Source organism: Bacteroides intestinalis DSM 17393 (assembly GCF_000172175.1).
Lineage (GTDB): Bacteria > Bacteroidota > Bacteroidia > Bacteroidales > Bacteroidaceae > Bacteroides > Bacteroides intestinalis.
The window spans coordinates 2380034-2394274 of the sequence record NZ_ABJL02000008.1; the positions used below are offsets into that span (position 1 = coordinate 2380034).

Sequence of the window (14241 nt, forward strand, 5' to 3'; positions counted from 1 at the left end):
TAAATCAGGGAAAAAGGGATAAATTAAGTAATACGAATCAGGAGTTGAATTGATTCATATCTTTTCGGTTTTGAGGGAAAGTTGACAAGTTAACTTTCCCGTTTTAATATTTTAGAAGAGGATACAATAAAAAGTTAGCATTATTTTACTCCCACTACTATCACTTTGAAGATAAATTATTAATAATAAAAACATTAAGTATGAGTGAGAGTAACTTTTAAGAGTGAGAGTAAGGGCGTTACTCTCACTTTGTCTCGTCCTATAAACAAGGCATTCACCTGCTTTACATCAGGGATTATTTCGCTTATCCTTAGGAACAATCAGCTGTCAACCTTGGTCAACAGGCTTATCAACCAAGATTGATGAGCTCGTCAACCATCGTTGATAAGCCTGTTGACCAAGGTTGACAGCCAATGAAGCTTACTATAAAAAAATACCACAATAAGTATGCTGGATTAAGACAACCACTCATCATCCCTCCCAATCACCTGAATTTCCGGTCTGATATTGAGTCAGCAGAAAAGAGATAAATCTCTATAAAAAATGCTTAAGAAATAAAGGAATGCCTCGTCAGCCAAAGATAAACTAAAGAAATTGCTGTAAGAATGAAAAAGATTACAGTCTTTTTGCCTAATTTTGCAGCATGAAACGAAAACTACTCATTTCCGTATATTTCATACTTTGTTCTCTTTGCCCGCACATAGCCACTGCCCAAGAACAAACGCCGCGGGAAAAGATAACCGATTCGATCCGCATCAGCCTGCTGACCTGCGCCTCGGGTGGAGAAATATATTCTCTTTTCGGGCATACTGCCATCCGCTACGAAAACTTTACCCGGAATATCGACGCTGTTTTCAACTATGGCATGTTCAATTTCAATGCTCCCAACTTCATTCTCCGCTTCGCTTTAGGAGAGACAGACTACCAGTTAGGAGCTACCAATTACGAGCACTTTGTAGCCGAATACAACTACCTGGGACGGGACGTATGGCAACAAACACTGAACCTTACTCCGGACGAAAAGGAACATTTGTTTAATCTGCTTCAGGAAAACTATCGCCCGGAAAACCGTGAGTATCGTTACAACTTCTTCTACGACAACTGCGCCACCCGACCGCGCGACCAAATAGAGAAAGCCATCGACGGTTCTCTGCAATATGCTGACAATATGACCGACAATAACACGGGAGTTTCTTTCCGTGATTTACTGCATAAATACAGTGAGGGGCATCCCTGGTCACGTTTTGGCATGGATATGTGCATGGGTAGCGAAGCTGACAAGCCTATCAACCGAAGACTGATGATGTTCGTCCCTTTCTATGTACAAGAGTACTTCAATACAGCCCAAATCATAGACAAAGAGGGAAAAGCACGCCCGCTGATATCCTCTGAAGAGAAAATAGTAGAAACCGGACTGACAGCTGCCGACCACCGCTCCAGTGGTATTACCCCGATGCAATCGGCCTTGCTGCTGTTCATCCTGGTAACTGCCGCCACTATCTACGGTATCCGACGCCGGAAAACCCTCTGGGGACTGGATTTAATCTTGTTCTTCTGTGCCGGAATAGCCGGATGCATCCTTGCTTTCCTGGCCTTATTCTCCCAGCATCCGGCAGTAAGCCCCAACTATTTACTGTTTGTATTCCACCCGTTGCACCTATTTTGTCTCCCGTGGATGATAAATAAGGTGAGAAAACGACAAAAAAGTCGGTACATGGTACTTAATTTCATCGTTTTAACACTTTTTATACTGCTTTGGGCGATAATACCGCAAAGATTTGACTTAGCTGTATTACCTTTGGCACTTTGTTTGCTAGTACGTTCAGCAAGCAATCTTATTTTGACATCGAAAAAGAGATAAATGAAAAAGGGACTGATAACTTCCATACTCGCATTAACTTTCACCGGTCTGCAAGCCCAACCGCTGCCTGCCACTCCTAAATTAGTGGTAACGTTGACGATTGACCAGCTGCGCACCGACTACATGGAAGCATTCTCTTCCCTGTACGGAGAAAAAGGGTTCAAAAGACTGATGCGCGAAGGCAAGGTTTTCTATCAAACCGAGTTTCCCTTCAGCGGAACAGACCGCGCCTCTGCCATTGCCGCCATTTACAGCGGTACGACGCCCTCAATGAACGGCATCATCTCCCAGCAATGGATGAATGCAAATACATTGCGCCCGATGAACTGTGTGGACGACCCCGCTTTTATGGGAAACTTCACCGACGAGAGCTCCTCTCCTTCCCAATTACTGACTTCCACCATAGCCGATGAACTGAAAGTAGCTACCCGCAACAAAGGTATGGTATATGCCATTGCCCCCTCGCGCGATGCAGCTATCCTTGCCGCCGGACACTCCGGAAACGGTGCGTTCTGGTTGAATGAAAACACCGGTAAGTGGTGCAGTACTACATATTACAGCGAATTCCCATGGTGGGTGAGCCAATACAATGAACGGCAATCACCCGATTTTCGCATCCGCGATATGGTGTGGGAACCGATACATCCTATAAATAGATATACGTTCCTGCCCGAATGGCGGGATCAACCCTTTAAATATAAGTTCGACAGCGAACGGATCAATAAATTCCGCCGGCTGATTACCAGTCCCTTCATCAATGATGAGGTAAACTTACTCACAGAGGAACTTCTGGAAAAGAGTACGATTGCCAAAGATGAGATACCGGACTTGCTGGCACTGACTTATTACGCAGGAAACTACAACCATAAGAGCACACAGGAGTGTGCCATGGAAATGCAGGATACTTATGTACGCTTGGACCGCAGCATCGGCTTCCTACTCGACCTCATCGACCGCAAAGTAGGCTTGCACAATGTCATTTTCTGCATTGCATCTACGGGATATGCCGACCCGGAAGCACCTGATTTGGGCCTGTACCGCATCCCGGGTGGGGAATTCTACCTGAACCGCTGCGCTACCTTGCTGAATATGTATCTCATGGCTACGTATGGCGAAGGACAATACGTAGAAACCTACTATAACCAGCAGATTTATCTTAACCATAAGTTAATAGAGAATAAGCAACTGAATTTAGCGGAGATACAAAATAAATCCGCCGACTTCCTGATACAGTTCAGCGGAGTGAATGAGGCTTATTCCGCCCATCGCTTATTATTAGGCCCCTGGTCGCCCCAGATTGAACTGGCACGCAACGGTTTCCATCGTAAACGTTCAGGTGACCTGCTGATAGACGTGTTGCCCGGCTGGACTATCGTGGAAGAAAATGTCACAGATAGCCGCGTAGTACGTCATGCAGATGTGCCTGCTCCACTCATCTTTCTGGGTGGTGGTATAAAACCCGAAACCATACGGGTTCCTGTCAATATTACCCGCATAGCCCCTACCCTGTCAAGTACGATGCGCATCCGCGCCCCGAACGCTTGTACAGCTATTCCACTGAACTTTTAAGCTGAAAACACATCTTACTTGGTAAATCAAGTGACATGTTAACGAAGTGAATCGAAAGTTGAGTGTTTTACTCAAAAAACAATTCGTAAACTTCTCGTAAATCAGCATTTTAATGTAACTTTGTACCCGCATTTAAGGTAAAGTTACGCCTGAACTAATTAAGTAAATAATAATAAAAACAAATATATAATGGGATTTAATGAATTTTTAAGCTCGATTTTCGGCAATAAATCCGCACGCGACATGAAAGAAATTCAGCCGTGGGTGGAAAAAATCAAAGCCGCTTACCCGGAAGTTGCCAAACTCGATAACGACGCCCTACGCGCCAAGACGGAAGAACTGAAAACCTACATCCACAATTCGGCTACAGAGCAACGCGCTAAGGTAGAAGAACTAAAGGCAGGTATTGAAGCTATTGAACTGGAAAACCGTGAAGAGGTTTTCGCACAGATAGACAAACTGGAGAAAGAAATACTGGAATGCTACGAAAAAGCACTCGATGAAGTACTGCCTGTAGCTTTCTCCATCGTAAAAGAAACAGCAAAGCGCTTCTCTGAAAACGAAGAAATTGTAGTGACAGCTACTGAATTCGACCGTCATCTGGCTGCTACGAAGGACTTCGTACGTATTGAGGATGATAAGGCTATCTATCAGAATCACTGGTTGGCCGGTGGTGCGGAAGTTACCTGGAACATGGTACACTACGATGTACAGTTATTCGGTGGTGTGGTATTGCACAAAGGTAAGATCGCCGAAATGGCAACGGGCGAAGGTAAGACATTGGTGGCTACCCTCCCGGTATTCCTGAATGCATTGACCGGAAACGGTGTGCATGTAGTAACTGTGAATGACTACCTGTCTAAACGTGACTCCGAGTGGATGGGGCCTCTTTACATGTTCCACGGTTTAAGTGTGGATTGTATCGACAAGCATCAACCGAACTCTGACGCACGTCGCAAAGCTTATATGGCAGATATCACATTCGGTACGAACAATGAATTCGGTTTCGACTACCTGCGTGATAACATGGCTATCAGCCCGAAGGACCTTGTACAACGTCGGCACAATTATGCCATCGTCGATGAGGTGGACTCCGTATTGATTGACGATGCCCGTACACCGTTGATCATTTCAGGCCCTGTACCTAAAGGTGAAGATCAGTTGTTCGAACAGCTCCGCCCACTGGTGGAACGTCTGGTAGAAGCACAGAAGAAACTGGCTACCCAATACTTGGCCGATGCCAAACGCCTCATTGCTTCCAATGACAAAAAAGAACAGGAAGAAGGTTTCCTTGCCTTGTTCCGCAGCCATAAGGCTTTGCCGAAGAACAAGCCTCTGATCAAATATCTGAGTGAACAGGGGATCAAAGCAGGCATGCTGAAGACCGAGGAAATCTACATGGAACAGAATAACAAACGTATGCACGAAGCAACCGACCCGTTGTACTTCGTCATCGAGGAAAAACTGAACAGCGTAGATTTGACAGATAAAGGTGTGGATCTGATTACCGGAAATTCGGAAGACCCTACTCTCTTCGTATTGCCTGATATAGCCGCACAACTGTCTGAACTGGAAAACGAAACCAACTTGACAGATGAGGAACGTCTGGCCAAGAAAGATGAGTTGCTGACAAATTATGCTATCAAATCCGAACGGGTTCATACCATCAACCAACTGTTGAAGGCTTATACCATGTTCGAGAAGGACGATGAATACGTTGTGATTGACGGTCAGGTGAAAATTGTAGACGAGCAGACAGGCCGTATCATGGAAGGTCGCCGCTACTCCGACGGTCTGCACCAGGCTATCGAAGCCAAGGAAAACGTAAAAGTGGAAGCTGCCACACAGACATTCGCCACCATTACGTTGCAGAATTACTTCCGTATGTACCACAAGCTCTCGGGTATGACCGGTACTGCCGAAACGGAAGCAGGCGAACTTTGGGACATCTACAAACTGGATGTAGTGGTGATTCCTACCAACCGCCCCATTGCCCGTAAAGATATGAACGACCGCGTTTACAAGACGAAACGCGAGAAATATAAAGCAGTCATCGAAGAAATCGAACAGTTGGTACAAGCCGGACGCCCTGTCTTGGTGGGTACTACATCTGTAGAAATCTCCGAAATGCTGAGCAAGATGTTGACTATGCGCAAGATTGAGCACAGCGTGTTGAATGCCAAGTTGCACCAGAAAGAAGCGGACATCGTTGCCAAAGCCGGTTTGAGTGGAACTGTGACCATCGCTACCAATATGGCCGGTCGTGGTACGGATATCAAGCTGAGCCCGGAAGTGAAAGCTGCGGGTGGTTTGGCAATTATCGGTACGGAGCGCCATGAGTCCCGTCGTGTAGACCGCCAGTTGCGCGGACGTGCCGGACGTCAGGGTGACCCGGGTTCTTCCGTATTCTTCGTGTCACTGGAAGACGACCTGATGCGTCTGTTCTCCTCCGACCGCATTGCCGGTGTGATGGACCGCCTCGGCTTCAAGGAAGGTGAAATGATCGAGCACAAGATGATCTCCAACTCCATTGAGCGTGCACAGAAGAAGGTGGAAGAAAACAACTTCGGTATCCGTAAACGCTTGCTGGAATATGATGACGTAATGAACAAACAACGTACCGTTGTGTATACCAAACGTCGTCATGCCTTGATGGGTGAGCGTATCGGCATGGACATCGTGAACATGATCTGGGATCGTGTTGCCGCTGCTGTTGAAGCTCCCGACTACGAAAACTGCAAAATGGACTTCCTGCAAACACTCGCTATGGAAACTCCGTTCAACGAAGAGCAGTTCCGTAACGAGAAGAAAGAGAAACTTGCAGAAGAAGCATTCAATGCAGCCATGGATCTGTTCAAGCGCAAGACTGACCGCATGGCACAGATTGCTTATCCGGTTATCAAACAGGTGTATGAGACTCAGGGACATATGTATGAAAATATCCTTATCCCCATTACAGATGGCAAGCGTATGTACAATATCTCCTGCAGCCTGAAAGCCGCCTACGAAAGCGAATGTAAGGAGGTAGTGAAAGCTTTTGAAAAATCTATCTTGCTGCACGTCATTGACGAGGCATGGAAAGAAAACTTGCGTGAGTTGGATGAATTGAAACATTCTGTGCAGAATGCAAGCTACGAACAGAAAGACCCGTTATTGATTTACAAGCTGGAGTCTGTCAATCTGTTTGATACAATGGTTAATAAGATCAACAACCAGACTGTTTCTATCCTGATGCGTGGACAAATTCCGGTACAGGAGCCACAGGAAATTCAGCAGGCTGCTCCCGAACAGAAGCAGGACATGAGCAAATACCGTGAACAAAAACAGGAACTGAATGATCCGAATCAACAGGCTGCCGCCCAACAGGATACACGTGAGCAAGTGAAACGTGAACCGATTCGTGCGGAAAGAACTGTAGGACGTAATGATCCTTGTCCTTGTGGAAGTGGTAAGAAGTATAAGAACTGTCACGGAAAAAATATGTAATGAGAGGAGTGATAAGGTGATAGAGTGATAAGTATACCAAACATTAATCGCTTATCACTCTATCGCCCTCTCCCAATCACTAATAAAAGCCTCAAACGGTTAAAATCTGTTTGAGGCTTTTATATATCCATACAAAAGTGTATTTTTGTTATTCTTAGATAAAGAACAAGCCTATGACTAAGTATTCGCATCTCTTAGGGATCTGTTGTGCTCTGCTACTTGGCGGTTGTCAGACCGTAGAGCAATTATCCATCGACTATATGCTGCCGGCAGAAGTTAGCTTCCCGCCCAGCCTAAAACGTGTAGCCGTGGTAAATAATATGCCATCCATCCCGGACAACAAGCTGATCGTAGAAGAAACGGATGAAAAGAAAAAAGATGAGACGGAAATTGCCCGCAAAACAAAATACTTCAACGGAAATTCTAAAATAACCACTGAGGCACTGGCTGAAGCACTTGCCAACGAAAACTATTTCGACGAAGTCGTTATTTGCGATTCTATGTTACGGGCCAATGATATGATTCCCCGCGAAAGTACCCTCAGTAAAAGTGAAGTGGAAAGTCTTATCGAAAGCCTGGATGTCGATTTCCTGATAGCTTTGGAAAATATACAACTACGCTCTCTCCGCAAAATTGAATACCTGCGCGAGTGGGGTGTTTATGCCGGAACCATAGACGTAAAGGTATACCCTACCGTAAAAGTATACCTGCCTAACCGAAATGGCCCGATGGTAACAATCAATACCAACGATAGTATTTTCTGGGATTATGCTGCCCCCAGCATAGCTCAGGCCGGTGCAGGGCTCATCAGTGAAACAGAAATGCTGAAAGAAGCTTCTGAATTTGCCGGCACCGTGCCTGTAAAGTATATGCTGCCACATTGGAAAACATCTTCCCGTTATCTGTTTACAAGCGGTTCCGTGAATATGCGTGATGCAGCCGTTTATGTTCGTGAAAACAACTGGCAACAGGCCATTGAGCTTTGGAAACAGACTTACGAGAAGAAGAAAAAGGGAAAACAGAAAATGTATGCGGCATATAACGTGGCTTTAGGATATGAAATGCAAGATAGCATTCAGGCAGCGGAAGAATGGGCATTAAAAGCGCAAAAAGAAGCATACGACATAGACAAGATAGAAGAGAAAAAAGAGCAGGGAGGAATAGACATCAGCGACGTTCCCAACTACTTTGCAGTAACCCGCTATTTAAATGAATTACAAGAACGAAAAGAGGGAATGACACGATTGAATGTCCAAATGGAACGATTTAAGAATGATTTTTAATCAAATGATGCAAGGGTAATTATTTTTTTTATACCTTTGAACATCCATTAAGAAAAAATACCTATTATGAAACTGAGCCAAGCATCTTTATCACTCTTAGAAAAGACCATAAGACAAGCAGTCAGCAAATACACTTGCGGCTGCGAGCAAACCATTGTGACCGACATTCATCTGCAAGCTAACCAGAATTCCGGCGAACTGTCTATATTCGACGATGAAGACGAGTATCTGGCGTGTGCCTCTATCGAGGAATGGATGACGTATGATGGAGATGATTTCTACGAAAATGTAGAACGTATTCTTTCTACATTACTTAATAGCATGAAGAATGGCGGTGACTTCGACAAACTGGCCATTCTGAAACCTTACTCTTTCGTATTAGTGGATGATGAAAAGGAGACAATTGCAGAGTTATTGCTGATGGATGATGATACATTGCTCGTGAATGAAGAACTACTGAAAGGTCTGGATGAAGAGTTGGATTCTTTTCTGAAAGAACTATTGGAAAAGTAATAGCATTTGAATTATAAAAAATAAATTAGCCCTTGCAGTAGTTGAATATTGCAAGGGCTAATTCCTTTATAGTAAAGATCCGGGAGAACTCCCGGACCAAAAGGTTTATTTCTTCAGCGCAGCAATACTCTCTTTCAGAGAGTTGATAATGCTTTCCGCATCCGCCTGCTTCTTACGTTCCAGTTCAAGGACAGCGGCAGGAGCATTATTCACAAATTTCTCATTGCTCAGCTTCTTCATGACGCCTTGCAGGAAACCTTCTTTGTGCTTCAATTCAGCTTCCATACGGGCTATTTCAGCTTCTACATCAATCATATTACCCAGAGGTACGGCATATTCCGTAGTTCCTACCATGAATGAAGCAGCACCCTCGGTTTTAGCATCCACTACATCAATTGCTGTAAGGTTACACATCTTTAGGATCACCGCACTGAATTCAGCAACCGGATTTTCACCCACTACCTGTAATGTCAACGGTTCCTTTTGAGCTATATTCTTCTGCAAACGGATAGAGCGAATGTTACTGATCACCTCTTTCACCACTTCAAATTGCCGAATAGTATCAGCATCTACATAAGTATTTATAGTCAAAGGACATACCATAAGACTTTCACCTTCTTCGCGCTCATACATCTGCTGCCAGAGTTCTTCGGTAATGAACGGCATGAACGGATGAAGCAAATGAAGCAGATTATCAAAATAAGAAATCGCAGCACTATGAATTGAACTGTGGATACCTTGTCCATAAGCCGGCTTTATCATTTCGAGGTACCAGGAAGAGAATTCATCCCAGAATAATTTATAAACAGCCATAAGAGCTTCGCTCAAACGGTATTTACTAAACAAGTCAGCTACCTCGGCAGCAACCTCATTCTGCTTGGATTCAAACCAGCAAGATGCCAGTCTTGCTGCTTCCGGTACAGGCTGACTGTCATCAATTGTCCAGCCACTTACCAAGCGGTAAGCATTCCATATCTTGTTACAGAAGTTACGTCCCTGTTCACAAAGGGCATCATCGAACAAGATATCATTCCCGGCAGGAGCAGCCAGCATCATACCCATACGCACACCATCGGCACCAAACTTCTCAATCAGTTCCAACGGGTCGGGAGAATTGCCGAGGGACTTGGACATCTTACGTCCCAACTTGTCACGAACGATACCCGTAAAGTACACATTCTTGAACGGCATCTTTCCTTCATATTCATAACCTGCCATAATCATGCGGGCTACCCAGAAGAAAATGATATCCGGACCGGTTACCAGGTCACTTGTCGGGTAGTAGTAACTGATTTCCTCATTACCCGGATTATTAATACCGTCAAACAAAGAGATGGGCCACAACCAGGAAGAGAACCAAGTATCCAGACAGTCTTCATCCTGACGAAGGTCTTCCATAGTCAGGGCCGGATTACCGGTCTTCTCTTTTGCCAGTTTCAGAGCTTCTTCTTCAGTAGCTGCTACCACATATCCACCTTCCGGAAGGAAGTATGCCGGAATGCGATGTCCCCACCACAACTGACGGCTGATACACCAGTCTTTGATGTTCTCCATCCAGTAACGATAGGTATTCTTATACTTGGCAGGATAGAATTTCAGCTCGTCATTCATCACAGGAGGCAATGCCATATCTGCAAAATGCTGCATCTTGAGGAACCACTGCATAGAAAGCTTCGGCTCTATAACTACGTTGGTACGCTCGGAATAACCTACCTTATTGGTATAGGCTTCCACCTTATCCAACAGACCGGCAGCATCCAAGTCTTTCTCAATCTGTTTACGAACATCAAAGCGATCCATACCGATATAAAGACCGGCAGCCTCGCTCAATGTACCATTATCGTTGAAGATATCGATGCTTGGCAAGTTATACTTTTCACCCAGCATATAGTCGTTCACATCATGCGCAGGAGTTACTTTCAGACAACCTGTACCGAACTCAATATCCACATAATCATCTTCAATCACCGGGATAACACGATTTACCAAAGGAACGATTACTTTCTTACCTTTCAGCCATTCGTTCTTCGGGTCGTTCGGATTGATACACATAGCGGTATCACCCATGATCGTTTCAGGACGGGTAGTAGCTACCACGGCATAACGTCCTTCCGCATCACCTTCTACTTTATAGCGCAGATAATACAGTTTACCATGCTCTTCCTTGTAGATAACTTCTTCATCGGAAAGGGCAGTCAAAGCCTTCGGATCCCAGTTTACCATACGTACACCACGGTAAATTAATCCCTTATTGTAAAGGTCTACAAATACTTTCAATACACTTTCGCTACGCTTTTCGTCCATAGTGAAAGCGGTGCGGTCCCAATCACAGGAAGCACCGAGTTTACGCAGCTGCTTCAGGATGATGCCACCATGTTCATCTGTCCACTCCCAGGCATGCTTCAGGAATTCATCACGAGTAAGATCCGTCTTCTTGATACCTTGTGCAGCCAGCTTATTTACTACCTTCGCTTCCGTAGCGATAGAAGCGTGGTCAGTACCCGGTACCCAGCAGGCATTTTTACCTTCCATACGGGCACGGCGTACCAGAATATCTTGAATGGTATTATTAAGCATGTGTCCCATGTGGAGCACGCCGGTGACGTTAGGGGGCGGAATGACGATGGTGTAAGGCTCACGACCATCGGGTTTTGAACTGAATAATTTGTGATCCAACCAATATTGGTACCACTTTCCCTCTACGTCAGCAGGGTTGTACTTACTTGCTAATTCCATATCTTTTAAATCTGTATATAATTTATTTTATCGCGAATAACGGGCGCAAAATTACTAAATTAAATTCAAATCTTGCCACCCTCCGGCGCTTTCTGTGCAGAGAACGACAATTTATAACCTTCATAAAGAGCAATTCCATAAAATACGATTGTCATGGAAGCCATATTTTCTATTACCACAGACATCACTTCACTATAACTGGCATCGAAAAGGACGTCCATAAAAGAGACTTCATATTCTTTGGCCACCAGACCTACGATAGAGAAGAAATCTCCCATCACACAGCTTATCAACGCCAAAGCAGCACCAATAATGCCGAATATTGGGCGTATTCCTTTCCCCTGGCGCATCGCAAATCCTACCAGGAAACCGACACCAATGGCCATATATCCCATCTGATATCCGGTAGAAATAGAAATCAAAGCCCAAGCCACAGCACCTGCAATGCATGCCAGCACTCCGAACAATACAGCTTTCGGTAAATTCTCCTCAGCCAACAGTTTTTCCCTGTCTACATATCCCGAATAATCTTCAGGCTTAGGAGTGGGAGCCATTTTCTCCAGCTCTTCATCTTTCTGATAGCTTTCACATTCACCTACAAATGCAGGAATAGCCCCGGTACGCTTGCAAACCAGTCCTCTGCCATTCACGAAATCGCGTGAAACGCAATTACGGCAATAGCGTTCAATGTCATTTTGATCAGTCATAATTACAGTGTCTAATGTCGTTACTTAAGTTGCTTATTAATAGTTTTTTTGCAAATATAAAGCTAATTTCCTACGTGACATTTAATAAATGTATATTTTTGCCTTTCAAATAAATTTGCGATGAAATATAAGCTGAAGATTCGTTATATCGTGCTATGCACACTCTTGTTAGTAGTCTGGACCACACAGCTCATTCCGGCTATGGGAAAAATATATGCACACAGCGTATATCCTGTCATAGCTTATATTCTTTCGTCTTTCTCCCGCCTCATTCCCTTTGCCATAGACGACTTATTCATAGCCCTCAGCATTGCGGGCGTACTCCTCTACCCTGCCTATGCCCGCCGCTTTCAGAAGAAAAAATGGAAACGCATCTTGCTGAATGATATTGAATATCTGTTATGGATATACGTCTGGTTCTATCTGACTTGGGGACTTAATTATTCACAGCCCAATTTCTACCAACGGACAAAGATTCCTTATACCGCATACACTCCCGAAAACTTCCGGAACTTTGTTGATGATTACGTTGACAAACTGAATGGATCGTATGTAGATGTAACCACTATCAACAAGGACCTTATCCGCCGGGAAACAGTTCGCGGATACAATCAGATCAGTGATACGCTGGGTGTACATCATCCTTTCCATAAGTCACCACGAGTGAAGACAATGCTTTTCACTCCGCTGATTTCCATGGTGGGCGTCACCGGTAGCATGGGACCTTTCTTCTGCGAATTTACTTTGAATGGAGATCTGCTCCCTTCACAGTATCCTGCCACGTATGCGCATGAACTGGCACATTTATTGGGCATTTCCAGCGAAGCGGAAGCCAACTTCTACGCTTATCAGGTCTGTACCCGTTCGCAAGCGCGAGGTATCCGTTTCTGCGGATACTTTTCAGTGCTGGGACACGTACTTGTCAATGCCCGCCGCCTGATGGATGAAGAAGAATACAAAGAGCTCTTCAACCGGATACGTCCCGAAATCATAGAACTGGCTAAAAGTAATCAGGAATACTGGACGGAAAAATACAGTCCACTCATCGGAGATATACAAGACTGGATATACGACCTGTACCTGAAAGGAAACAAGATACAAAGTGGCCGCAAGAACTACTCCGAAGTAGTCGGTTTGCTTATATCCTATTATACACATTGCAATAAATAACCCTATAAAGATATGTTACATACAAGAAAAGAACAGATGGAAGCCTTCGGACGCTTCCTGGACATACTCGACGAACTCCGCGAGAAATGTCCCTGGGACCGCAAGCAGACTAACGAAAGTCTGCGTCCCAACACCATTGAAGAAACTTATGAACTTTGTGACGCCTTGATACGTGACGATAAAAATGATATCTGCAAAGAGCTGGGAGACGTCTTGCTACACGTAGCTTTCTACGCAAAGATCGGTTCCGAGAAAGGCGATTTTGACATGAAAGATGTATGCGATCACCTTTGCGAGAAATTAATCTTCCGCCATCCCCATGTGTTCGGTGACGTAAAAGCAGATACTGCCGGACAAGTTTCCGAAAACTGGGAACAACTAAAGTTAAGAGAGAAAGGTGGAAACAAGAGTGTGTTGAGTGGTGTTCCTGCCGCCCTCCCTTCACTCATCAAGGCTTACCGTATTCAGGACAAAGCCCGCAACGTCGGCTTCGACTGGGAAGAACGGGAACAAGTATGGGATAAGGTAAAAGAAGAAATCCAGGAGTTTCAGACAGAAGTGGCCAATATGGATAAGGACAAAGCAGAAGCCGAATTCGGGGATGTACTATTCAGCCTCATCAATGCCGCACGCCTCTACAAGATCAATCCGGATAATGCATTAGAGCACACTAACCAGAAATTTATCAACCGCTTTAATTATCTGGAAGCACATACCATCAAGGAAGGCAAAAACTTGCATGATATGACTCTGGAAGAGATGGACGTCCTCTGGAACGAAGCTAAAAAGCTGGAAAAATAAAAACTCAAATGCATAGGACTGCGAAGATTCACACTTGCGGCTGCGAAGGTCATCACTTATACAAGTGAAGGCTTACATTCCCGCAAGTGTAAGCCTTCGCAGCCGCATGTATCGG

The 14241-nt window shown here is 44.7% G+C and carries 9 protein-coding genes; 7 read left to right on the forward strand and 2 right to left on the reverse strand.

Annotation, left to right across the window (positions count from 1 at the left end; all coding sequences use genetic code 11):
* Positions 1–643 precede the first annotated feature (643 nt).
* The 5 genes from lnb to BACINT_RS19255 all read left to right on the forward strand — a co-directional run bounded on the left by lnb (position 644) and on the right by BACINT_RS19255 (position 8712).
* Positions 644–1861, forward strand: coding sequence for a lipoprotein N-acyltransferase Lnb (gene lnb / locus BACINT_RS19235; RefSeq protein ID WP_007666217.1), 1218 nt, complete (start codon positions 644–646; stop codon positions 1859–1861).
* Entirely contained in the window at positions 1862–3430 is a 1569-nt protein-coding gene (locus tag BACINT_RS19240; protein WP_007666220.1) for an alkaline phosphatase family protein, read from the forward strand.
* A gap of 189 nt (positions 3431–3619) precedes the next feature.
* On the forward strand, positions 3620–6916 hold the full coding sequence (gene secA / locus BACINT_RS19245; RefSeq protein WP_007666222.1) for a preprotein translocase subunit SecA: 3297 nt from the start codon (positions 3620–3622) through the stop codon (positions 6914–6916).
* Positions 6917–7089: 173 nt separating this feature from the next.
* Complete coding sequence (locus tag BACINT_RS19250) at positions 7090–8199, forward strand: DUF6340 family protein (protein WP_007666224.1); 1110 nt, start codon at positions 7090–7092, stop codon at positions 8197–8199.
* A 66-nt stretch (positions 8200–8265) separates the two neighbouring features.
* The gene (locus tag BACINT_RS19255; RefSeq protein WP_007666226.1) at positions 8266–8712 is read left to right on the forward strand and encodes a hypothetical protein; all 447 of its coding nucleotides are present in this window, start codon (positions 8266–8268) and stop codon (positions 8710–8712) included.
* Between the two features lie 105 nt (positions 8713–8817).
* Here the strand turns inward: BACINT_RS19255 and BACINT_RS19260 are convergent, their stop codons facing one another.
* Together BACINT_RS19260 and BACINT_RS19265 are read right to left on the reverse strand one after the other, a co-directional pair.
* A complete protein-coding gene (locus BACINT_RS19260) occupies positions 8818–11448 on the reverse strand; it encodes a valine--tRNA ligase (RefSeq protein WP_007666228.1) in 2631 nt (876 codons plus the stop codon).
* Positions 11449–11513: 65 nt separating this feature from the next.
* Positions 11514–12155, reverse strand: coding sequence for a hypothetical protein (locus BACINT_RS19265; RefSeq protein WP_007666230.1), 642 nt, complete (start codon positions 12153–12155; stop codon positions 11514–11516).
* A 120-nt stretch (positions 12156–12275) separates the two neighbouring features.
* Between BACINT_RS19265 and BACINT_RS19270 the strand changes: the two genes are divergently transcribed.
* Both BACINT_RS19270 and mazG read left to right on the forward strand, forming a co-directional pair.
* Complete coding sequence (locus tag BACINT_RS19270; RefSeq protein WP_007666233.1) at positions 12276–13325, forward strand: DUF3810 domain-containing protein; 1050 nt, start codon at positions 12276–12278, stop codon at positions 13323–13325.
* Between the two features lie 12 nt (positions 13326–13337).
* Complete coding sequence (gene mazG, locus BACINT_RS19275; protein ID WP_007666237.1) at positions 13338–14126, forward strand: nucleoside triphosphate pyrophosphohydrolase; 789 nt, start codon at positions 13338–13340, stop codon at positions 14124–14126.
* Positions 14127–14241 lie beyond the last annotated feature (115 nt).